At 49.6% G+C, this 20,174-nt stretch carries 23 protein-coding genes and 1 tRNA gene; 12 read left to right on the top strand and 12 right to left on the bottom strand.

Features of this window, described 5'->3' with window-relative positions:
• Positions 1-14: 14 nt before the first annotated feature.
• The 3 genes from ACZ520_RS18005 to sucC form a co-directional block, all read right to left on the bottom strand.
• On the bottom strand, positions 15-1,787 hold the full coding sequence (locus tag ACZ520_RS18005; RefSeq protein WP_464126880.1) for a beta-sandwich domain-containing protein: 1,773 nt from the start codon (positions 1,785-1,787) through the stop codon (positions 15-17).
• A gap of 203 nt (positions 1,788-1,990) precedes the next feature.
• Positions 1,991-2,863 carry a succinate--CoA ligase subunit alpha gene (gene sucD, locus ACZ520_RS18000; protein WP_374034385.1) on the bottom strand — a complete coding sequence of 291 codons (873 nt, stop codon included), beginning with the start codon at positions 2,861-2,863 and terminating at the stop codon, positions 1,991-1,993.
• Positions 2,864-2,869: 6 nt separating this feature from the next.
• Positions 2,870-4,033, bottom strand: a complete 1,164-nt coding sequence (gene sucC, locus ACZ520_RS17995; protein WP_015092760.1) for an ADP-forming succinate--CoA ligase subunit beta — start codon at positions 4,031-4,033, stop codon at positions 2,870-2,872.
• A 128-nt stretch (positions 4,034-4,161) separates the two neighbouring features.
• Here sucC and ACZ520_RS17990 point away from each other — a divergent pair, with 128 nt between their 5' ends.
• From ACZ520_RS17990 to ACZ520_RS17965, 6 genes are all read left to right on the top strand, one after another.
• Entirely contained in the window at positions 4,162-4,920 is a 759-nt protein-coding gene (locus ACZ520_RS17990) for an ABC transporter ATP-binding protein (protein WP_088563834.1), read from the top strand.
• A 75-nt stretch (positions 4,921-4,995) separates the two neighbouring features.
• Positions 4,996-5,727, top strand: coding sequence for an ABC transporter ATP-binding protein (locus ACZ520_RS17985; RefSeq protein ID WP_464126877.1), 732 nt, complete (start codon positions 4,996-4,998; stop codon positions 5,725-5,727).
• Positions 5,724-6,503, top strand: coding sequence for an MlaE family ABC transporter permease (locus tag ACZ520_RS17980; protein WP_088563836.1), 780 nt, complete (start codon positions 5,724-5,726; stop codon positions 6,501-6,503). The genes ACZ520_RS17985 and ACZ520_RS17980 overlap by 4 nt, the downstream gene beginning before the upstream one ends.
• Positions 6,500-7,219 (top strand): MlaE family ABC transporter permease, encoded by a 720-nt coding sequence (locus tag ACZ520_RS17975; RefSeq protein WP_416479754.1) that lies wholly within the window; start codon positions 6,500-6,502, stop codon positions 7,217-7,219. The genes ACZ520_RS17980 and ACZ520_RS17975 overlap by 4 nt, the downstream gene beginning before the upstream one ends.
• An 8-nt stretch (positions 7,220-7,227) precedes the next feature.
• Positions 7,228-8,004, top strand: a complete 777-nt coding sequence (locus ACZ520_RS17970) for an MlaD family protein (RefSeq protein WP_011166106.1) — start codon at positions 7,228-7,230, stop codon at positions 8,002-8,004.
• Between the two features lie 28 nt (positions 8,005-8,032).
• Entirely contained in the window at positions 8,033-8,686 is a 654-nt protein-coding gene (locus ACZ520_RS17965) for a hypothetical protein (RefSeq protein WP_464126874.1), read from the top strand.
• A 353-nt stretch (positions 8,687-9,039) separates the two neighbouring features.
• On the opposite strand, the gene ACZ520_RS17960 is transcribed toward ACZ520_RS17965, so the two are convergent.
• Entirely contained in the window at positions 9,040-9,171 is a 132-nt protein-coding gene (locus tag ACZ520_RS17960) for a hypothetical protein (protein ID WP_011166103.1), read from the bottom strand.
• A gap of 147 nt (positions 9,172-9,318) precedes the next feature.
• Here ACZ520_RS17960 and ACZ520_RS17955 point away from each other — a divergent pair, with 147 nt between their 5' ends.
• From ACZ520_RS17955 to ACZ520_RS17930, 6 genes are all read left to right on the top strand, one after another.
• Positions 9,319-10,056, top strand: coding sequence for a hypothetical protein (locus ACZ520_RS17955; protein ID WP_464126872.1), 738 nt, complete (start codon positions 9,319-9,321; stop codon positions 10,054-10,056).
• Entirely contained in the window at positions 10,044-10,481 is a 438-nt protein-coding gene (locus ACZ520_RS17950) for a hypothetical protein (RefSeq protein ID WP_088563840.1), read from the top strand. The genes ACZ520_RS17955 and ACZ520_RS17950 overlap by 13 nt, the downstream gene beginning before the upstream one ends.
• Positions 10,482-10,508: 27 nt before the next feature.
• Positions 10,509-10,718 (top strand): hypothetical protein, encoded by a 210-nt coding sequence (locus tag ACZ520_RS17945; RefSeq protein ID WP_015092751.1) that lies wholly within the window; start codon positions 10,509-10,511, stop codon positions 10,716-10,718.
• A gap of 4 nt (positions 10,719-10,722) precedes the next feature.
• Positions 10,723-11,769, top strand: coding sequence for a PLP-dependent cysteine synthase family protein (locus ACZ520_RS17940; protein WP_088563841.1), 1,047 nt, complete (start codon positions 10,723-10,725; stop codon positions 11,767-11,769).
• 17 nt (positions 11,770-11,786) lie between these two features.
• On the top strand, positions 11,787-12,950 hold the full coding sequence (locus ACZ520_RS17935; protein WP_347355835.1) for a cystathionine gamma-synthase: 1,164 nt from the start codon (positions 11,787-11,789) through the stop codon (positions 12,948-12,950).
• A 62-nt stretch (positions 12,951-13,012) separates the two neighbouring features.
• Positions 13,013-13,088: transfer RNA gene (locus ACZ520_RS17930), tRNA-Phe, on the top strand.
• A gap of 80 nt (positions 13,089-13,168) precedes the next feature.
• On the opposite strand, the gene trhA is transcribed toward ACZ520_RS17930, so the two are convergent.
• The 8 genes from trhA to rseP all read right to left on the bottom strand — a co-directional run bounded on the left by trhA (position 13,169) and on the right by rseP (position 20,139).
• Positions 13,169-13,795: a PAQR family membrane homeostasis protein TrhA gene (gene trhA, locus ACZ520_RS17925; RefSeq protein WP_011166097.1), complete on the bottom strand. Its 627-nt coding sequence runs from the start codon at positions 13,793-13,795 to the stop codon at positions 13,169-13,171.
• A gap of 101 nt (positions 13,796-13,896) precedes the next feature.
• Positions 13,897-14,475, bottom strand: a complete 579-nt coding sequence (locus ACZ520_RS17920) for a DNA-3-methyladenine glycosylase (RefSeq protein ID WP_374031547.1) — start codon at positions 14,473-14,475, stop codon at positions 13,897-13,899.
• A complete protein-coding gene (gene pgeF, locus ACZ520_RS17915; protein ID WP_464126868.1) occupies positions 14,472-15,167 on the bottom strand; it encodes a peptidoglycan editing factor PgeF in 696 nt (231 codons plus the stop codon). The genes ACZ520_RS17920 and pgeF overlap by 4 nt, the downstream gene beginning before the upstream one ends.
• A complete protein-coding gene (locus ACZ520_RS17910; RefSeq protein ID WP_464126866.1) occupies positions 15,164-16,171 on the bottom strand; it encodes an RluA family pseudouridine synthase in 1,008 nt (335 codons plus the stop codon). The genes pgeF and ACZ520_RS17910 overlap by 4 nt, the downstream gene beginning before the upstream one ends.
• Positions 16,161-16,787 (bottom strand): helix-turn-helix domain-containing protein, encoded by a 627-nt coding sequence (locus ACZ520_RS17905; protein WP_088563846.1) that lies wholly within the window; start codon positions 16,785-16,787, stop codon positions 16,161-16,163. The genes ACZ520_RS17910 and ACZ520_RS17905 overlap by 11 nt, the downstream gene beginning before the upstream one ends.
• An 8-nt stretch (positions 16,788-16,795) precedes the next feature.
• Positions 16,796-17,749: a P-loop NTPase gene (locus tag ACZ520_RS17900; RefSeq protein WP_088563847.1), complete on the bottom strand. Its 954-nt coding sequence runs from the start codon at positions 17,747-17,749 to the stop codon at positions 16,796-16,798.
• A 15-nt stretch (positions 17,750-17,764) separates the two neighbouring features.
• Positions 17,765-18,469 carry a tRNA (adenosine(37)-N6)-threonylcarbamoyltransferase complex dimerization subunit type 1 TsaB gene (tsaB, locus tag ACZ520_RS17895; protein WP_464126864.1) on the bottom strand — a complete coding sequence of 235 codons (705 nt, stop codon included), beginning with the start codon at positions 18,467-18,469 and terminating at the stop codon, positions 17,765-17,767.
• The gene (gene rseP / locus ACZ520_RS17890; protein ID WP_464126862.1) at positions 18,466-20,139 is read right to left on the bottom strand and encodes an RIP metalloprotease RseP; all 1,674 of its coding nucleotides are present in this window, start codon (positions 20,137-20,139) and stop codon (positions 18,466-18,468) included. The genes tsaB and rseP overlap by 4 nt, the downstream gene beginning before the upstream one ends.
• Between the last annotated feature and the right edge of the window lie 35 nt (positions 20,140-20,174).

Here is a 20,174-nt window from a genome sequence, read left to right as displayed (position 1 = left end):
GGGTTCTTCAATTCCTATCTCATTTTTACCAGACTACTCAGGCTGACATTGTGTGTGCCTGAGTAACCGTTCAGGGTGACTAAGGCTGTGCCGTTACCGAACACGGAAATAACTTTTCCGGTGTAGCTGCGATCATAAGTCACACGGTCACCAGCACAAATTCCTTTGGAGCAGGTCACAGGTTTCGTCAGACTTTGCAGGGACACGGTGTGCGTGCCGTTGTAACCTTCAATCGTGATCAAAGCCTGACCATGACTGAAGACTTTGATGACTTTGGCTTTCATTGTGAAGTCATACATTAACTGATCGCCCACGCAGATGCCGCTGGCGCAGTTGATTTTCTTGCTTAAAGAGCTGATTGCCACCGTGTGGGTGCCATTGTAGCCCGCGATCGTGATCAGGGCCTGGCGGTTGTTGTAAACCTCAATAACCTTGGCGTCCATGGTGCGATCGTACATCAATGAATCCCCGGCACAAACACCGTCAAGGCAGCGAGTCGGGCGAGTCAGTTCAGAGATATTCACCATGTGAGTTCCAGAGTAGCCTTCCAGCGTGACTTGCGCCTTGCCATTGCCGTAGACCTTCAGGATCTTTGCTTTATAAGTATTGTTGTACATCACTGAGTCACCCACGCACATTTCTTTTGCGCACTGAATGACGTTGGCCAGCTCTGACAAACTCACGATATGCAGGCCGGAATAGCCAGCCAGCACCACCTGGGCTTTGCCATTGGTGAAAAGTTTTTTGATCGTGGCATCGTAGGAATTGCTGTAGATCGCTTGACGATTGATACAGAAGTTCTGGTGACAGTCGACGGATCTGGCAAGTTCGCTCAAGTTCACGATGTGCAAACCGGAATAACCATCCAGTACCACGCGGGCTTTTTTGTTAGCGAAAACCTCTTTAATAACACCGCTATAGCTATTGGAATAAAGGATGTTGTATCCACTACAAAGACCATCCAAACACGCTGTTTGGGTGGCGATTTCACGCAAGTCCACATCATGAGTGCCGCTGTAACCGTCCAACGTCACACGCACTTTGCCGCCGCCAAGAATCTGCACGATGGTGCCGACGTAAGAACCGGAATAGACGACCTTGCTGCCTTTGGCGATGGCTGACGGAGTGCTGTTTTGTACTATGGGTTCGTTGCGCACAGGAATAACAGGATTGCTTGGTGCCGGAGGAGCTGTCGGAGTGGCAGCCACAGGCTCAATCACCTGTTGCAATGTCAGACGAGGAACATCGGTCGCGCCGATGGCGCGCAGGCGGATGTTCGCAGCCCCACCATAAGATTCGGCAACCATTTCAATCGAAACCACACGGTCGGACAGGTTCAGGTTTTCAGACGTCAGTGATTCCCATGTGGATAAGACACGGGTGTCTTTGAATTCGCGAACCTGGATTTCCCGGCCACTGTCCGTGATAAGGGAAGCGGAATGGATCTTTAGCTTGTTGACCTCGACTACGAGTTCCAGACGGTTCAGGACGGCAGAGCGCTGCAGATCAATCTTATAAGTGGCGCCGCCGGATTTGCGCGACATGGAGGTGATGGAAAGCTCACCCTTATATTCGGTCTGCACAGGAGCTGCAGGTGCTGCCGGCGTTGTTGTGGGTTGAGTTTGAGTTGTGTCTTCCGCTGGTGGGGCCGGAGGAGTTGTCGGAGCTGTAACGACATCGCCTTCGAATTCGCCCGGGAATGGCAAATCGACGATGATGTCGGCGTGAGCCGTGTTGTGAGTCAGCGACAATAAGGCCATAAAAGCAGCCAAACCAGAACGTTTCATAAACTCTCCTAAATTGATCAACGCAAAACCTTTTACAAGAGGCGTTCCACCGCTTTACGGCCTTGAAACCAATCAGAGGATGTTTGAGCGGGGTGAGGCTGTCTTAAAAATTGACAGGGATCGAAAATGGTCAGCTTCGGAAACAAAAAAACCCACGACATTTCTGCCGTGGGTTTTTCAAAGTTGAATCTAAAATCTTAGAACTACTTTTTCAGCATGGATTGCATTGTGATACCCATGTCCGCCGGGGAACGGGAAATCTTGCAACCTGCAGCTTCAAGCGCTTTGAACTTCGCTTCTGCTGTGCCTTTGCCGCCGCTGATGATCGCGCCCGCGTGACCCATGCGTTTACCAGCCGGAGCTGCCGCGCCTGCGATGAACGCTGTCACCGGCTTTTTGAAGTGAGCTTTGATGTACTCTGCAGCTTCTTCTTCCGCCGTACCACCGATTTCACCGATCATGATAACGCCGTCTGTATCCGGATCTTCATTGAACATTTTCAAAACGTCGATGAAGTTTGTGCCGTTCACCGGGTCACCACCGATACCCACGCAAGTGGATTGACCGATACCCAGCGCGGTCAACTGACCAACAGCTTCGTAAGTCAATGTGCCAGAGCGGGAAAGAACGCCGATACGGCCTGGTTTATGGATGTGACCAGGCATGATACCGATTTTGCACTCGCCCGGAGTGATAACACCAGGACAGTTTGGGCCGATCAAGCGCGTGCGCTTGCCCTTCATGTATTCTTTCACCTTTACCATGTCCAAAACTGGAATGCCTTCAGTGATACAGATCACCAGATCCAGATCGGCATCAACCGCTTCCATGATGGAATCCGCAGCGAATGGAGGCGGAACGAATACAACGGATGCGTTGCAACCTGTGGCTGCTTTGGCTTCTTTCACAGTGTTGAACACTGGAAGACCGATGTGAGTTGTGCCACCTTTACCCGGAGTCACACCACCAACCATTTTAGTTCCGTATGCCAAAGCCTGCTCAGAGTGGAAAGTACCTTGAGCACCAGTGAAACCTTGGCAGATTACTTTTGTGTTTTTGTTAATAAGAATTGCCATGTTCGCTTATCCTTTAATCGCAGCAACGATCTTTTTAGCTGCATCAGTCAGGTTGTCGGCTGGAGTGATGTTCAAACCAGATTCTTTCAACATCTTTTTACCCAATTCCACGTTTGTACCTTCAAGGCGAACAACCAATGGAACTTTCAGGCCCAATTCTTTGGACGCCGCGATCACACCTTCTGCGATGATGTCACATTTCATGATACCACCGAAGATGTTAACCAGGATGCCCTTTACGTTTTTGTCTTTCAGGATGATTTTGAACGCCTCAGTCACTTTCTCTTTGTTGGCGCCGCCGCCCACATCCAGGAAGTTTGCAGGTTCAGCACCGTGCAATTTGATGATGTCCAAAGTCGCCATCGCCAGACCCGCACCGTTCACAAGGCAGCCGATGTTACCGTCAAGCTTGATGAACGCCAGATCGAACTTGGAAGCTTCGATTTCAGACGGCTCTTCTTCGTTCAGGTCACGCATCTCAACGATGTCTGGATGACGGAACAAAGAGTTGGAGTCGAAGTTCATTTTTGCATCCAAGCAAAGAACGTCGCCTTCTTTAGTCACAACCAATGGGTTGATTTCCGCGATAGAGCAGTCTGTGGCAACGAATGCGTTGTAAAGACCGGCGAAGAATTTCACCGCTTTGTTCACGATCGCTGGTTCCATACCGATTTGGAAAGCCAGTTCGCGAGCCTGGAACGGCATCAAACCCACAGTTGGATCGATGTCGACTTTTTTGATCGCGTCTGGATTGTGTTCAGCAACTTCCTCGATGTCCATGCCACCTTCGGAAGAAGCCATCATAGCCGCACGGCCTGTCGCACGGTCGATCAAGCAGGCAACATAGTATTCTTTTGCGATGTTGCAGCCTTGTTCGATGAAGACTTTTTGAACAACTTTGCCTTCAGGGCCTGTTTGGTGAGTCACCAAAGTCATGCCGATCATTTTCTTGGTGTATTCAGAAACTTCGTCCAGGGACTTGGCAACTTTAACACCGCCGCCTTTACCGCGACCACCAGCGTGGATCTGGGCCTTAACAACCCAAACGCTTCCGCCGATTTCTTTTGCCGCAGCAACGGCCTCTTCAGGAGAGTGAGCAAGTTTGCCTTTCAGCGTAGCCACTCCGAACTTTCTCAAGACTTCTTTAGCCTGATACTCATGAATATTCATTTAATTACTCCTAAAATTCCCAACGAAAATAAAAACTTGCGTTCGATGACCCATTCAATATCAAATCGTATTTAGAGACAACCATTACCGCTGGGCGCAGAGGCCCCCAGAGAGAGAATCTGGACCGAATGAGCATCATCAGCCTGAAAGACGTGACAGTGGCCTTTGACGACCTGGTGGTGTTGAAGTCCATCAACCTGGAAATTCAGGCGGGCGAATCATTTGTGATTGTCGGACCCAGCGGGCAGGGTAAAACAACTTTGCTCAAGACCATGTCAGGCTTGGTAAGTCCCCGTAATGGCAAAGTATTTGTTGAACAAAAGGACTGGTCGACGCTAAGCAATAAAGAGCGTCTTCCGCTGCTTAAAAAGGTCGGGATTCTGTTTCAGAAAAACGCCCTTTTTGATTCCCTGACTTGTGTTCAAAATATCAGCTTTCCGTTGCGCGAAACCACAGCGTTGTCGGACTGGGAAATAACAAAAAAAGCAGAGTATTTCTTGGATGCTGTCGGCATTCCTCATGCCCGCGATTTGTATCCGGATGAAATCAGCGGCGGGATGCAAAAGCGCCTGGGAATCGCCCGGGCACTGGCTTTGGATCCCGAGATCATTTTCTATGATGACCCAACTGCAGGCCTTGATCCGATCACTTCGCGCAAGATCATCGATCTGATCATGACGTTGAAAAAAGAAAAAGGATCTACGGTTGTCGCGATCACCAACGACATGAATCGCGCTTTTCAAATGGCGGATCGAATCGGCATGGTGGTGGATCAGGAACTGCTTATCACCGGAACACCTGAAGAAACAAAGAATCATACCGATCCACGCGTGCATCAGTTCATTCGCGGATTACTTTCCGGCCCTCTCACCACAGCTAACGTCTAGTTTGTTAACATCATCGTACACTAGTCGTAGAAATGTCGGATTGACCGTGTGTGAACACGCCTCTACCATGAGTCAGTGATTGAGTTCAAAAACCTCGTGAAAAGATTCGGTACAAGGACAGTACTCAACGGATTAAATCTGAAAATCCGCGAGGGCGAGATCATCTTTATTCTGGGGACATCTGGGACAGGAAAATCCGTTCTTTTGAAAAACATCGTGGGTCTGCTGACTCCGGATGAAGGCGAAATCTGGATCGACGATGAAGAGGTCTCTAAATTCTCTGAAGAACAATATCTTCCCATCCGCAAAAAATGCGGCATGGTCTTTCAGCATCCGGCCCTTTTTGATTCCCTGACAATTTACGAAAATGTAGCCTTCGGGCTTCGCCGTCACTATCAACTGTCTGAAGAAGTCATTCAGGCCAAGGTTTCAAAGGCCCTGCGTCTGGTGAATTTGCACGGGGTGGAACGAAAACGTCCCGGCCAGATTTCTTACGGAATGCAAAAGCGCGTGAGTCTGGCAAGAACCGTGGCCCTTGAACCAAGAATTTTGCTTTTTGATGAGCCCACCACCGGACTTGATCCCGTCACGACAACGGCGGTGAATCAGTTGATTCTGGATCTTTCCCGAGAATTGAAAACAACTTCCCTGGTGGTCAGCCACGATATGAATTGTGCGCTTTCCATTGCCGATCGCATTGTCGTTCTGGACAAGGGAAATATTGTGGCCTTGGGTACTCCGGAAGAATTGAAAAAGTCAAATCAGCCACTGGTGAAAGACTTCCTGGCGGAGGTTTTAGAGGCATGAGCATGATCACCTCGTTCCTCGACCAGGTCGGGGCCACATTGTTATTTCTGCAAAAAATCCTGCGCACGATGATGTTTAAGAAACTCAAAACGCACGAAATTTTTGAGCAGATCTGGAAGGTCACTGTCGACAGCTTCCCGACCACGGCGATGGCGGGTTTCTTTGTGGGCGCAATCATGACTGTGCAGTTTGCGATGCAGGTGAAAGAGTTTGGCGCCCTGGGGTATCTGGGGGCTTTGGCCACCAGTGCGACTTTCCGGGAAGTGGGCCCGCTTTTGATCGCCTTCATGCTCAGCGGGAAAGTCGGGGCGTTTACTTCTGCGGAACTGGGGACCATGAAAGTCACTGAACAGATTGATGCCGTTCGCTGCCTGGGCGCAGATCCGATTCAGGAAATCATCGTTCCGCGATTTGTGGGCATCATTGTTTCAAGCTTCTTCCTGCTAGCGGCGGGTTTGATGATGTCCGTCTTTGGTGGCATGCTGCTGGGTGAGCTTTTTGCCGGCGTGAATTATGAAGAATACCTGCGCCATGTTCCTCTGATTGTCAGTCCGGTATCTATTTTAAGCGGCCTTGTGAAATGCGGCACTTTTGCGGTGGTGCTGGCGACGATTTGCACCTATCAGGGCTATTCCACAACCGGCGGAGCCAAAGGTGTGGGCCGGGCGGTGGTGGCCACGGCTGTGACGACGATGATTTGTATTGTGGTGATGGACTGGATGACCAGCTTTATCGGGGACATTATCCTGACGATGGTGCGGGGGTTTAGACCATGATCACATTGATTGCTGAAACCCTGACCGGGGTGTTCACTCCGCCGTTTCGTCGTAAAGAATTCTTCCAGCAACTGCATTTTGTGGGCAATAAAAGCCTTTTTATCGTGGTTTTTTGTGTGTGTTTTGCCGCGATTGTCACAATCTTAGAGTCCTCTTTCCATATGAAGATGGTCATTCAGAATGACTCGATGGTGCCGGGTTTTGCCGCTGTTTTGATTCTGCGGGAACTGGGGGCGATCGTTACGGCGTTGCTTTTAAGCTCGCGCGTGGGTGCGGGATACGCTTCCGAAGTGGGTTCCATGCAGATCACTGAACAGGTGGATGCGCTAAAAATGCTGGGGATTGATCCGGTCAATTATCTGGTGGTCCCTCGTTTTTTGGCCTGTGTTCTGGGTGGCATGATGATCACAGTCGTCGCCAATATGGCGTGCATCTTTTCGGCGATGGCGGTCAGTCAGTTTTATCTGGGTTACACACCGGGGATGTTTTTGACTTCGATGCAGCGTTTTGTGGATTTCAAGGATCTGATTTTTGCAATGATCAAGGGTGCGTGTTTCGGAGGCGTGATTCCACTTGTGGCTTGTTACTTTGGATTCCGTTGTCAGCAAGGTGCCGAAGGCGTGGGTCGTGCGACAACAAACACGGTGGTCGTGTCTTCGATTGCAATCATTGTGATTGATTTTATTTTGTCCTATACTTTTAGTTATCTTTACTAGGGGAACGTATGAAGGTTGAAACCAAAGTGGGCCTGTTGGCTCTGGTCTCGGTAGTTCTGATTGTGGTCTTTGCCTACTTCATGGGATTTATTTCCCCGTTCTCCAATTCCAAAGAACTGAATGTCATGTACAACTATGCCGGGGGGATTGAAGAAGGTTCTCCTGTGCGTGTGATGGGTATCAAAGTGGGCAAAGTAAAGGCAATCACTTTTGATCCGGGATACAAAGCGCCTTCCGGTGAAGAAGTAAAACTTCGCCTGACGATCACTGTCGACAAGAAAGCCTGGACCAGTGTCCGGAAAGATTCCAAATTCTTCATCAACCTTGCGGGTGTGATTGGGGAAAAGTTTCTGGAAATCTCGCCAGGCTCTGTGGATTCCGGTGAATTTTCCTCCGGCGACTATGTTCGCGGTGAAGATCCCCCGCGTGTGGATCAATTGATCTCTCAAGGTTACGGTTTGGCCGGCAAAATCATCGAACTTGTGGAAAAAAACGAAGGTTCGGTCACCAATATGATCCAACAACTGAATTCTTTGACGACAAACTTCAATAAAACGCTGGTTCTGCTGGATAAAACCACGAAGAATAAAGAAATGGCCAGACTGCTTGATAATGCGGTCAAAATCAGCGATGACATGGCATATTTGACAGACAAAATGAGATCGAAGAAAGCGGAAGAGACTTATGAGCTGGTTCATAAGCTTCTTTTCAGGCTCGAACCGCTGGATGGTCCGGCTTTGAAGAAATTCTTCCAGCAAGAGGGTGTGAAAGCCCGCGTTTTCTAAGATCTCCTCGAGCACAGGGAGGTCCTCTATGTTGAAACTTTCTATCCGTCATGCGGTATCCACCGTGGTGTTTTTTGCAGCCCTGCAAACCCAAGCAGCCACGGTGATCCTGGGCGCAGACTCCAACACCATCAACACCAAAGCACGCTCTATCGAAACTGAATATGCCCAAGGCATGCGTGATGAGCGCCTGATGAACACTTATTCCTCGACATTAAGCATGCGCCAGCAGTTGAAAGTCGGCGCCGGTATGTCCGTGGGCGGAGCCCTGGGTACCATGGGCTTCAATTTGGAATTGAACGTGGAAGATGCTGACGGTGCCATCGCCGGATTCGGCACGGGTCATGGTTACAACTCTTTCCAACTGGCATGGAAACATGCTTTCGAGGGTGATTATCTGGCTCCTTATTTCACCGCCGGTTATTCCCGCTGGTATAATACCAGCGGCAGCACGTCGGCTGCGAATCATTCCGGAATTCTGGACCGTGTTTTGACCACGGAAGAGAAAAAAACCGGCCGATTTGGCACAGATTTTGTGAATGCTTCGTTTGGCCTGCAATATAATCAGCTTTCCGGCGACTTCCGAGGTGTCTCGGTTTATGCAGAACTGATGGCCATGACCGAAATTAAACGCGGCATGCTAGTTCCGACCGGTACCGTAGGCGCCCTCTACTACTTCTGATCGGTTGGTGAAAAGGGCCCATCCACTTCGTTGTCGGGCCTTTTACTTCTCTCCGACGTGCTTGGAGCACGCCTCCGTTTCGTAAAAAGCCCTCCGCCTCGCGGCTGAACCCTTTTGACCAACCTCAAGCTTTTTGGGTTGGTCTTTTTTTTACTGGCTCTCGCTTCGCGAATCGCCGGGCGCCTTGCTTCGCAAGAGCGTGTTCTTGGAGAGCATTTTTTATTCAAGAATTTTTGGTGAAATTGGAAGATTTGGATCGGCTTGAAAGCCGCTCTGGTGGCGGGTTTTGGGCATAAAAAAACCCCAGAGTTGCCTCTGGGGTTCAAGAACTAAAAACTAGTTCCTAAGAAAGACTACTTCGCAGCTTTCTTAGTAGCTTTTTTAGTAGCTTTCTTAGCTACTTTTTTTGTAGCTTTTTTTGCTACTTTTTTAGTAGTTTTTTTAACTGCTTTTTTTGTAGCTTTTTTAGCTGCTTTCTTTGCCATGTGCTCCTCCTAGGATGCAAACGTTGTTGTTGTTTCTTAACTTACAAAACTTTACTTACTTAAGTTTTTCCTAATTCGACCACCGACGTCAACAAAAAATTTACCTTGCATATTTTTTGCGAGCAACCGGGTTCAAGGAGGTGCCCTTTGCTCATCGTTTTTTCGATTTCGCTGTTCGGACATGCGCTCGTTCACCGAATTTTTTCATCGGTGGCGCGGGATTTTGCATTCTCTCAACACTGGGTTCGATCTTTTTCGATCATGAACCTGGTTGTGATCTGCTTTCTCACCGTCGCAGCCTCGACACCCACCTTGCTCTGGCTTTTCATCGGCATTCTTTTAATAACTTTAAAGTTTTTTCCGGCAATTTTGCGTTTTTTCTTAATTCGAAGACTGCGAAGTGCGCTGATTCCGCTTCTTGATTGCATGATTCTGGGTTTGCAAACCGGAAAATCCTTCCGCGCTTCGTTCCTTTCGGCCGTTGAATCACAAAGCGGTTGGGTGCGTGTGCAGATGTTTGAAGTGTTACATTCGCTGCAGTTTCCGGAATCAAACATCGCCGTGAAATCCGCTCTGCTGGCGGATTTCCTGTCAGAGATGCGCACCATCGATCAGTCGCAGACCCGGTGTGTGGAGCAGGTCAAAGCCCTTCGCCGACATTATAAAATGCTCGAAGATTTTCGACGTAGGTCCGGACAAGTGAGTCAGCAGATCAAGATGCAGGCGATAATTGTCACCGCTCTTTATCTCGCGCTTTTTGTCTTTGTAATTATGCAATTTGGTTTCGAGAAGCATCGAAATCTGCTTTTTGGCTCCGGTTTGGTGTTCATCGCGGGCCTTGTTTTCATTTTTTATGTGGGTCGGAGGATGAAATGGACGGTGTAGCACCTCCGTTAAAGCTTTTATTGGAGGTTAAACGTGCGGTGGAGCGCGGGCAGTCGGTGCGTCAGGGTGTTTTATCTTATGTAAAGACCTCGCACGATGACTTTGTCCCCGTTGTAACCCAGTGGTTGGCGCTATTGCAGCAAGGACAGGATCCGAAAGAGGCGCTGAAGGCTGTGCCCTCCCTTTATCGCCGCAGTCTTCTGCAGGTTCTGGAGCGCGGTTTGCGGGGCGAGGCCGTTTTTAATGTGCTGGTGCAGTTGGAATCGGAGCTGGTGGAGGCCTGTCAGGAGGAAATTTCAGGAAAGATAGCGCGGTTGCCGTTTATATTGCTGATCCCGCTTCTTTTGTTTCAGTTTCCGGCGTTTCTGCTGCTCCTTTTTGGTCCTCTTCTTCAAAATTTTTTTCACTCTTTGGGAGGGGGGTGATAGAGTGCCATCTGTTGGAGGATTCCTATGGCTCAGGCTGATAAAAAGCAGGTGGCACTTGAAAAACTGGTGGACGAGTTGATGAAAGATCAACCCAGTCGTCAGCTTGTTAAGCAGCTGACCAACGAGCTGGGAATGCCTTATTCCCTGGATCCAATGACTCAGATCAATACGGTCCTGCAGTCCATGAACACATCCCACCTTCGTTCCAACCGAAGAAAAGAACTAGAAAGATAGTCCCATGTCACAGATTTACGGTTCCATTCTCGAAGCTATCGGAAACACCCCGATGGTGCGTTTGAACAACGTCACCAAAGGTTCCAAACACCAGTTTTTCGCCAAAGTTGAGTACTTCAACCCGGGTGGAAGCATCAAAGACCGCGTTGCGGTGGCGATGATTGAAGAAGCCGAAAAGCGCGGGGACTTAAAACCCGGCGGCACTATTGTGGAAGCCACTTCCGGAAACACCGGTGTGGGTCTGGCTTTGGCAGCGGCGGTGAAGGGTTATAAGTGCATTTTCGTGATGCCAGAAAAGATGAGTGACGAAAAACGCGCGATCTTGCGTGCCTACGGCGCGAAAGTGGTTATCACACCGATGGTGATGCCGGAAGATCCGATGAGCCATTACTCTGTATCAAAAAAGATCGCCGATGAAACTCCGGGCGCGTTCCTGGTGAACCAATTCCACAATCCTGACAACCCTGAGCGTCACTATCGCACCACAGGTCCAGAAATCTGGAAGCAGATGGATGGAAAAGTCGACATGATCGTGGGTGGCGCAGGCACCGGCGGAACTTTGTCCGGCATCGCTCGCTACATGAAAGAGATGAATCCGCAGGTGAAGGCCATCTGTACGGATCCAATCGGCAGTATTTTGTATGATTTGTTTTATCATAAAAAAATCGTGGATCCTCCAGGCTCTTATAAAGTTGAAGGCGTTGGTGAGGACATGCTTCCTGACAACGTCCATCTGGACATCTATGACGGCTTTGTTCGTGTTTCTGATCCAGAAGCTTTCGCGATGACCCGTCGTTTGGTGGCTGAAGAAGGTCTCTTGGTCGGTCCATCCAGCGCTTTGGCCTTGGTAGGAGCGATGAAAGCGGCGGAAAAACTGGAAAAACCTTCCAACATCGTGGTGATTTTCCCGGATAGCGGTCGCGCTTATCTGAGCAAAGCCTTCAACGACAAATGGATGGTTGAGAACGAATTCCTGACTGATGCTGACATGAAAAACGCCTTCAACCGCGTGGTTTCTGCAGAAGAAGCCCTGGCTGACCTTAAAAAATAATAGAGCAGGTGAATGATATGAAAAAAATGAACGACAATCTTGGTTTTTCCACTCGTGCGATTCATGCCGGCCAAGCTCCGGATCCTTCTACCGGCGCCATCATGACGCCGGTTTATTTGACCTCGACTTACGTACAAGAATCTCCGGGTGTTCACAAAGGCTGGGAATATTCCCGCACGCACAATCCCACTCGTCACGCCTATGAAAGCTGCATGGCAAGTCTTGAGGGCGGCAAACATGGTTTTGCTTTTTCTTCCGGTTGCGCGGCGACGACAACTGTTTTGCACCTTCTTAAAGGCGGCGATCATGTGATTGCCATGGATGACATGTACGGCGGCACTTTCCGTCTGTTTGACAAAATCCTTAAGCACGATGGCATGGAGTTTTCTTTCGTTGATCTGACGAAGGTTGAAAACTTTGAAAAGGCCGTAAAACCAAACACCAAACTGGTGTGGTTGGAAACTCCGACCAATCCGACTTTGAAGCTGGTTGATATCAAAAAAATCGCAGCCATCGCCAAAGCCAAAGGCATTCTGGTTGCGGTTGATAACACGTTCATGAGTCCCTACTTCCAAAGACCTTTGGAGCTGGGTGCGGATATCGTGGTTCATTCTGCGACAAAATACATCGGCGGCCACAGTGACACGGTCGGTGGTATGGTCGTTGTATCCCGCGCGGATCTGGCAGAAAGAATGGCGTTCTTAAGCAACGGTATCGGGGCGACTCAAGGGGCGTTTGATTCCTTTATGTTCCTGAGAAGTTTGAAAACTTTGCCACTTCGTATGAAAGCCCATCAGGAAAATGCCATGGCGATTGCGAAGTTCTTGGAAGGACATCCAAAAGTGGACAAAGTCATCTATCCGGGTCTGGAAAGCCATCCTCAGCATGCTTTGGCGAAAGAACAAATGCATGGTTTCGGTGGGATGATCACTTTCTACATTAAAGGGGGCCTGGATTCGGCTCGTAAGTTCCTGGAAAACGTGAATGTCTTTTCATTGGCCGAGAGTTTGGGAGGGGTTGAGTCCCTGATCGAGCATCCGGCGATTATGACGCATGCCTCCGTTCCGCCTGAAAACCGCAAGGCTTTGGGGATCGACGACTCCCTGATCCGCCTTTCTGTGGGTGTAGAGGATCTGAACGACCTGATTGCTGACCTTAAAACTGCTTTTGATAAGGCTTAACTGTTGACATGCAGGGGGCCAATGGATAAACCTTTGGTCTCTTTGAACGCATAAGTTCCAGTGGCTTGGTAGCTCAGTTGGTAGAGCAGAGGACTGAAAATCCTTGTGTCGGCGGTTCAATTCCGTCTCAAGCCACCATTTTTCTTCAAAAGTTCAAAGCAACTAAACCCGCTTAATCAGCGGGTTTTTTCGTTTCAGGGGCCTGATAATCCGGGCAATTAAGTGAAATAAATCAGCAGACACAGGTACTGAAGGGCGGTTCCGCCCATCACGCAGACGTGCCACACGCCGTGGCCGTGTTTGATGCGTTCGTCATTCAGGAAAAAGATCATGCCGATGCCATAGCTGATGAAGCCTGCGATAATCATCGCAAAACCCATCGGCGGAATCGCATCCATCAAATACTTGATAAACGGAAAGATCGTCACGGCCATGGTGGAATACAAAAGCAACGAGGGCAGACGATTTTTCGGATTTAGAAGTTCCCAGAAAATACCCACCACCGCTAAAGACCAGACGATTCCCAGAATCACCCAACCCAAAGTTCCGCGCAAAGCCAGCAGCGCATACGGAGTGTAACCTCCGGCGATCTTCAGATAGATGCCGATATAGTCCAAACGGCGATACAGTTTTTTTCTTTCTCCGCGGGTGCCATGATAGATGGTTGAAATGCAGTAAAGTCCGACCGTGCAGACCGCATAGACACCGAAGCTGAAGATTTTCCAGGTGTCATGTTTTGTGGCTGCAAGCCCCAGAAGCAGAGCACACCCGACCAGCGCCAGCAACGCTCCGATGGCGTGGGTGACGACGTTGAGTCTTTCTCCATGTTCGATCTTCTGAATCATTCCCTAAAACCTGCTGAATTAAACCTGTTCCGTATAAGTCCAGCTTATCATCATTGGTGTGTCCAGAATGAACAAAAAATTTTAGCGGTCCAGTAAATTGATCACTTTTTAGAAACGAACAGATGATCGCGCAGATAAAAACGCAGAGGCCATTTTGCCGCTTCACCGGCATAATCAACACCCACACGCGCCGTGGGGATGATTTGTTTTTTCGAAACTTTGAAGTCCTCGTCCGTCACATACAGATCAGAACTTTTCTTCCACAGCTTCAGACCGTCATGCTTTCGGGTGATGCCGTAGTACTTGCAAAGCTTGCCCGGACCGTTGGTTTTTAAATCTTTCTTGCGCAGATTTTCCTGTGCTGGCAAAGGTTCCACCGCACGAATCAAAACCGCTTCCGGGTGTTCATGGGTGCGGGTCACAAAATTCAGGCAAAAATACATTCCATAAATCATATACACATAAGAATGCCCGCCATCCAGATACATGGATTTGGTGCGTTCGGTGCGACGGTCTTCAAATGTATGACAGGCGGGGTCTTCAACGCCCAGATAGGCTTCGGTTTCAATGATGCGGGCTTGTTGGATTCCACCGTCAGTGCGGATATTCAGAACTTTTCCCAGAAGAGACTGAGCCACCAGGGTCGTGTCTTCAAAGTAAAATTCCTGCGGCAGTATCATGTGCGGCAGATGAAACTGATCTGGCGCCCGGACTTTTCTTTGTCCCGGCGGTAAGAGTGAAATTCGTTGTTGGTGACCGTATCGATATGCAGATCAAACAAGCGGTCCAGATTGAGGCCCTCTTGTTCAAGCTGGGTGCGCACGACAAGATTCAAATCCACCAAAGATTTTCCATCTTCCAGATTCTGGAAATACTGAGCGCGTTCCGCCGGGCTTAAAGGTCCCAGACTGGAAAGAATCTGATCGCGCACGTCATTTCCGACTTCAAAACTGTTTTTCTGGATGTGTGGTCCGATGATCACATCCAGCTCTGAAGCCACAGCGCCTTCAGAAATAAGTTTCTGTACGGTCTTGGGGATAATTCGGTTGGCAACGCCGCGCCAGCCGGCGTGAACTCCTGACACTAAGCCAGTGCCATGATGATAGAAAAGCACCGGCACACAGTCAGCGGTGATCACACACAGGGCCAGATTTTTGGCGCGGGAAAAATGCGCGTCCCCCAGCACCTGATAGTCCAAAGAATTGTCTTTGCTTTCAATGACGGCATCGCTGTGAATTTGTTTTAGGCGGACAAAATCAAACTGAGGATAGGCGGATTTTAAGTCCGCCAGCGGAGCCGCAGCGCCGCCGAAGAAGGCCGTGATATGCGGGGTTTTGAGTTCATATCCAAGCGGGGTTTTTTCCAAATTCACAGCAAACCCCATTTTTTGATCAGCACCAGAACATCTTCTGGCCAGTCTTTTGTGAAGAACATGCGCTCTTTGGTGCGGGGATGAGTGAACCCCAGCTCTGCTGCGTGCAGCAGGAATCTTGGTAAAGTACGAAGGTCCTCCTGGGTCGCGCGGGCTTCGATGGATTTGATCTTGCGATCGGCTCCATACAAAGTGTCACCGGCAATCGGCAGACCGCTTTCAGACATGTGCACACGGATTTGGTGTGTACGTCCGGTTTCAAGCTTTAGTTTCAGATAGCTCATGCCGCTTTTTCTTTGCAGCACTTCAAAGTGGGTGACCGCCCACTTGCCCAGGCCCGGATCATCATTCGGATCAGTCAGGGGCTTGCGGTCATCCCCCAGTACAGACGCATAACGTTTGCGATCCACCGGGTGGCGGGCCAGGAAACTACGAACACTGCCGGACAAAGTACGCGCGGTTCCCAAACAGACGGCATAATAAATTCTATGTGTGCTGCGCTCTTTGAACTGTGAAGTCAGGGATTCATGGGCTTTGTCATTCTTGGCAATAACGATGATGCCGCTGGTTTCTTTGTCCAGGCGGTGCACGATGCCGGGACGTTCTTCGCCAAATTTCATGGAAAGATCATCCGTATGATGGATCAAAGCATTCACCAAAGTGTCATGCGCATGTCCCGCCGCGGGGTGAACAACAAGGCCGGCGGGTTTGTTGATCACAATCAGATCTTCATCTTCAAACAGCACATCCAGTTTCAGATCAAAGGGCTGAAGTTCGGATGGTTCAGGTTCGGGCAGTTGAATTTCAATCAGGTCGTTTTCTTTGATGGCGACAGAGGCTTTGGCGGGTTTCCCGTTTAACAGAACCGCGTTGTTTTCAAGCAGATGGCTTGCGCGGGAGCGGGTGCCGATCTCAGGAATAAGGGCCATCGCTTTATCAAGGCGAAGTCCACTCATCTCTGCTGTGGCAGTGACCGAAATAGTCGTGTTGTTCTTATTTTCCAAGTTTGTTTTTAAAGTGTGTCATGTATGAGTCGGCGACCTTTTTTTCGTCCAGACCCAAAGCTTTGGCAATTTGCACCACATAACCACGAACGAAAACCACAACCGGCAGATTGCCCGGATCCATGTTTTCAATGGCTGTGACATAGTAGGAATTGATTTTGGTGATCTCACTCATGCGTTGAGTGGTGATCTTTTTGTACTCGCGAACCTTTTTAAGGAAAGCGCCATCCCAGTCGGTGCGGGCCGCGATTTCTTTTTCGAAGGTTTCATCCTTTTGATAAGCCGCTGCTGGTTTTTCAACTTTGGTTTCAGGGAAAACCTGTTTGCTGGCTTCCAGGATGGATTCATAAGTCAGATCGTTCAAAGAAGAACGGCCGGACAAAAGTCTTTGATCATAGATGTTGCGAAGGATCTTGTTACCAAGAACCTGATAGGCCTCTTCGATCACAACCAGAAGCTCGCGAGCTTCCTGTTCAGAGAAAATAGTGTAGATCGCCGGATTGTCCCCGGAATAAGTCGAGCGAGCGCGCTCATAAGCCGTCGTCACCTCATGTTGAGGAGCGTTGGCTGTGAGTTCCAGGACTTCGTAATAGTTGTATCTAGACGTCGCTTGCATCGTAGCTATTATACTACGGCGCGAAGCTCCTCTGGAGCAATAAGTTGTTTGCAGGTTGCCAAAAATTGTCCTGCAAGGGGAGTGAAGGGTTGGGCGACAAGCACGTGTTCTCTCACACGCACGGACTGCCACACCGCATTGTCATAGTCGATCGCGCCGATGTAATCAATACCAAGGTCGTAGTACTTGTTACAGACACTTTTCATCGAGTGACCCAAGTCATCGTTGGCCTGATTGCGGGATGTATTCACCAACAAACGAACTGGTGTTGAGGAAAGAGCCTCAAAGAAGTCATAGTGAATGCCGGTTTCCTCTTTCAGATAAGAACGGAAAGAAAACGGCTTGCTCAAAGTTCTTTGGCGGTGATTGCGCAAAGTGGAAATCATGTTGCCGTAAGCATCCGGCGTGGAATTTTCACGCAGGGAATAGCACATGAAAGATTCAATAAAACGATAGGTCTTTTCAATGCTGGTTGGTTCCGGAGTCGTGATCAGGAACTTTTCATCAGCGACTTTGAACAGCTCCAGGTGAGCTTCCAAAGCGCCAGCGCCCAGGTCCACGATCACATAATCCGCGCGCAGGTTTTTCAACTGCGGGATCAGGCTTTGAATCTGGTTTTGGGAAAAATCAGTCGGTGTCCAGGCATCCCAGAAGCCTTGAACATAGGAAAGATGCGGATACGGAGTCGGGATCACCAGCTCTTGCAGGGTCTTAGCACCTTCAAAGTAGTGACGGATGTTCATGTGAGAAGGATTCAAACCCAGCACCGTGTGGATGTTGGAACCGGAAAGATCCAGATCGACGATCACAACCGAGTGGCCCAGTTTGGAAAGAGTCATGCCCAGGGAAGAGGATACAAACGTTTTACCCACGCCACCTTTACCGGAAGCGACCACCCATAGTTTGGTGTCATGATCTTTGTTTGCGTGAGTCGGTTTGAATTCCAATACAGCCTTATCCATGGTTGCATCCTCTTGCTATTTCAATGGTGAGATGAGAATCCCTTTTTTTGTCTCTTCGGCTTCAGATGCGCGAATATAAAGAGGAACAAACGATTTCCAGTCCAAAGTTTGACCTTTTTTTGCACGGGCTTCCGCCATCAGACCCAGCGTTGTCGCCAGCGGATAGTCCGGCAGGCCGGAATCGCGGTGCATTTTTTTCGCAAGCTCTTCAGGGAAGTATTCATGATAGGCCTCCCACCCGTCACCCACGACCAGGATGTCCTGACTGATGTGTTGGGAAAGTTCGCGAACGGGAATGGCCGCTGGACCTTTCAGATATTTCGGTTCTTCACCGGACATATCAAAAAGACCTGTGTACACCATGTTTTTATAGGCATTGATGATGGCCAGAACCGGCTTATCCGATCCGCGCGCGCGTTCAGCCAAAAGCATCAGCGAGTCAATAGTGACCAGGGGCTTGTTGAAGCTGTAGGAAAAAGTCTTTCCCGCATTGGCGGCAACCCGGATGCCGGTGAAACTGCCCGGGCCCTGGCCCACGGCAAAGACGTCGATGTCTTCCAATTTCAATCCGGCTTTAAGCAGACAGTTTTCAGTGAAGGGACTGATGATTTCGCTATGGGTTTTTTGCCGCAAAGTGGTTTCCTCGGCGACGATATTTCCATCCACGATGATGGCAACACCGCCGACGGCGGTGCTGGTTTCCATAGCTAATACTTTCATAGGCCAAACAAGCGGGTGAAGTCATTAAACAGGGCAAAGATCATAAGACTCATCAAAATCGCCAGACCCACTTGCTGGGCGATTTCCATTTTCTTCATGCTCAGCGGAGCACCTTTGACCAGCTCAATCACATAGAACACCAGATGACCACCGTCAAGCACCGGCACCGGCAGCAAGTTCAGGATGAACAGATTCACCGAAATGATAGCCATCATCTGCAGGAACTGAGTGATACCAATCTTGAATGTCTCGCTGGCGGCCTGACCGATAGAGATCACACCACCGATATTTTTCGGAGAGATCTTGGCCTGGAACAAACGAACAAAGCTCATGACCGTCATGACCGACACTTCCCACGTTTTTTCCGTGCCGCGGATCAAAGCATCCACCGGGTTGGAAGAACGAAGGGTCATCAGCTCCGGCATTGCGATGTTCGGAATAGGCGAAATACCGATGGTATAACGCTTTTCCTCAGCACCGGATGCCGTCATCTGCTTGGTCATCTTCGGAGTGATTTCCAGATCAATGGTTTTGCCTTCACGCAGAACGGACAAAGACACCGGATTTTTGCCGTCGAAGGATTTGATGTTGTTCAGAACATCTTCCCATTTGGACAGGGTGATGTTGTTGATCTTCACCAGACGATCCCCGGCGCGCAGACCCGCGGCCTGAGCCGGGGAGCCTTCAATCACACGGGACAGATACAATTCAGAACTTTCAAGCCCCAAAGACGCCAGTGAAAACGCCTTGATGGATGCAATCGGCGCCATGGTCACGGTGATGGCTTTATCAGCCTTGTCACCTTCGCGCATGCCCATTACTTCCAGGGTCAACGGCTCTTTGGCGCTGAATTTTGCCAAAGTGTCTTCCAAGGATCTCCAGTAAGAAACCTTGACGCCATTAATGCTGGTGATGGTGTCGCCGGTGCGAAGACCCAAAGCATGCAGCGGAGAGTTTTCCAAAACCCCGATCGTTGTGCCCGCGGAATAAGGGGAAATCCCCTCCACATTGGCCATGTATTCATAGCTGGAAAGCACATTTGGATTTGGTTCCGGTTTGGCGGTGGTGGAAACCGTCAGGGACTCACCCGTGCCTTCACGTTTCACATCCACATCAATGTGCAGATCGTGACTTTCTTTCAAGGAAAGGGTGCGCTGAACATCTTCCCAGGTGGTGATCGGCTTTTGGTTGATGGAAACAATCTGATCCCCAGAGCGGAAGCCCGCCGTGTAGGCCGGAGAGTCTTTCGCCACATCACCCAGTACCGGGATCTTGGCATCTTCGCCAATCAGGGCCACGGTGAAGAACACCAGGATCGCAAAGAAGAAGTTCATCAGCGGGCCGGCCAGAACGATGGCGATACGCTGCCATACGTTTTTGTGGGTGAAAGAGACTTTCTTGTCTTCTTCCGAAATGCCTTCGCCGTTTTGTTCGCCGAACATTTTCACGTAACCACCCAGCGGGATCAAAGACAGCGCGTAAGTGGTGTCACCTTTTTTATAGGTCAGAAGCTTTTTGCCAAAGCCCAGACTGAAGACCTCAACACGGACTCCGCACCAGCGGGCAACAAGGAAGTGTCCCAGCTCATGAACGAAGATCAGGATCCCCAGCAGGATGACAAATGGAACAATTGCAGACAGACCAGATTGTAAGAATGAGAAAATATCCATTGGTCCATTCTAGAGTGAGCCAAGGATTAAGGGGT

The sequence above is a fragment of the Bdellovibrio sp. BIS2 genome, from assembly GCF_055398295.1.
The sequence above is the reverse complement of the archived record's forward strand: the minus strand, read 5'-3'. Positions and strand labels throughout refer to the sequence as shown.

Excerpts from the sequence above, each read along its gene's own strand:
- ACZ520_RS18005 (WP_464126880.1), bottom strand. The coding sequence starts at position 1,787 with ATGAAACGTTCTGGTTTGGCTGCTTTTATGGCCTTATTGTCGCTGACT.
- sucD (WP_374034385.1), bottom strand. The coding sequence starts at position 2,863 with ATGGCAATTCTTATTAACAAAAACACAAAAGTAATCTGCCAAGGTTTC.
- sucC (WP_015092760.1), bottom strand. The coding sequence starts at position 4,033 with ATGAATATTCATGAGTATCAGGCTAAAGAAGTCTTGAGAAAGTTCGGA.
- ACZ520_RS17990 (WP_088563834.1), top strand. The coding sequence starts at position 4,162 with ATGAGCATCATCAGCCTGAAAGACGTGACAGTGGCCTTTGACGACCTG.
- ACZ520_RS17980 (WP_088563836.1), top strand. The coding sequence starts at position 5,724 with ATGAGCATGATCACCTCGTTCCTCGACCAGGTCGGGGCCACATTGTTA.
- ACZ520_RS17975 (WP_416479754.1), top strand. The coding sequence starts at position 6,500 with ATGATCACATTGATTGCTGAAACCCTGACCGGGGTGTTCACTCCGCCG.
- ACZ520_RS17970 (WP_011166106.1), top strand. The coding sequence starts at position 7,228 with ATGAAGGTTGAAACCAAAGTGGGCCTGTTGGCTCTGGTCTCGGTAGTT.
- ACZ520_RS17965 (WP_464126874.1), top strand. The coding sequence starts at position 8,033 with ATGTTGAAACTTTCTATCCGTCATGCGGTATCCACCGTGGTGTTTTTT.
- ACZ520_RS17960 (WP_011166103.1), bottom strand. The coding sequence starts at position 9,171 with ATGGCAAAGAAAGCAGCTAAAAAAGCTACAAAAAAAGCAGTTAAAAAA.
- ACZ520_RS17950 (WP_088563840.1), top strand. The coding sequence starts at position 10,044 with ATGGACGGTGTAGCACCTCCGTTAAAGCTTTTATTGGAGGTTAAACGT.
- ACZ520_RS17945 (WP_015092751.1), top strand. The coding sequence starts at position 10,509 with ATGGCTCAGGCTGATAAAAAGCAGGTGGCACTTGAAAAACTGGTGGAC.
- ACZ520_RS17940 (WP_088563841.1), top strand. The coding sequence starts at position 10,723 with ATGTCACAGATTTACGGTTCCATTCTCGAAGCTATCGGAAACACCCCG.
- ACZ520_RS17935 (WP_347355835.1), top strand. The coding sequence starts at position 11,787 with ATGAAAAAAATGAACGACAATCTTGGTTTTTCCACTCGTGCGATTCAT.
- trhA (WP_011166097.1), bottom strand. The coding sequence starts at position 13,795 with ATGATTCAGAAGATCGAACATGGAGAAAGACTCAACGTCGTCACCCAC.
- ACZ520_RS17920 (WP_374031547.1), bottom strand. The coding sequence starts at position 14,475 with ATGATACTGCCGCAGGAATTTTACTTTGAAGACACGACCCTGGTGGCT.
- ACZ520_RS17905 (WP_088563846.1), bottom strand. The coding sequence starts at position 16,787 with ATGCAAGCGACGTCTAGATACAACTATTACGAAGTCCTGGAACTCACA.
- ACZ520_RS17900 (WP_088563847.1), bottom strand. The coding sequence starts at position 17,749 with ATGGATAAGGCTGTATTGGAATTCAAACCGACTCACGCAAACAAAGAT.
- tsaB (WP_464126864.1), bottom strand. The coding sequence starts at position 18,469 with ATGAAAGTATTAGCTATGGAAACCAGCACCGCCGTCGGCGGTGTTGCC.
- rseP (WP_464126862.1), bottom strand. The coding sequence starts at position 20,139 with ATGGATATTTTCTCATTCTTACAATCTGGTCTGTCTGCAATTGTTCCA.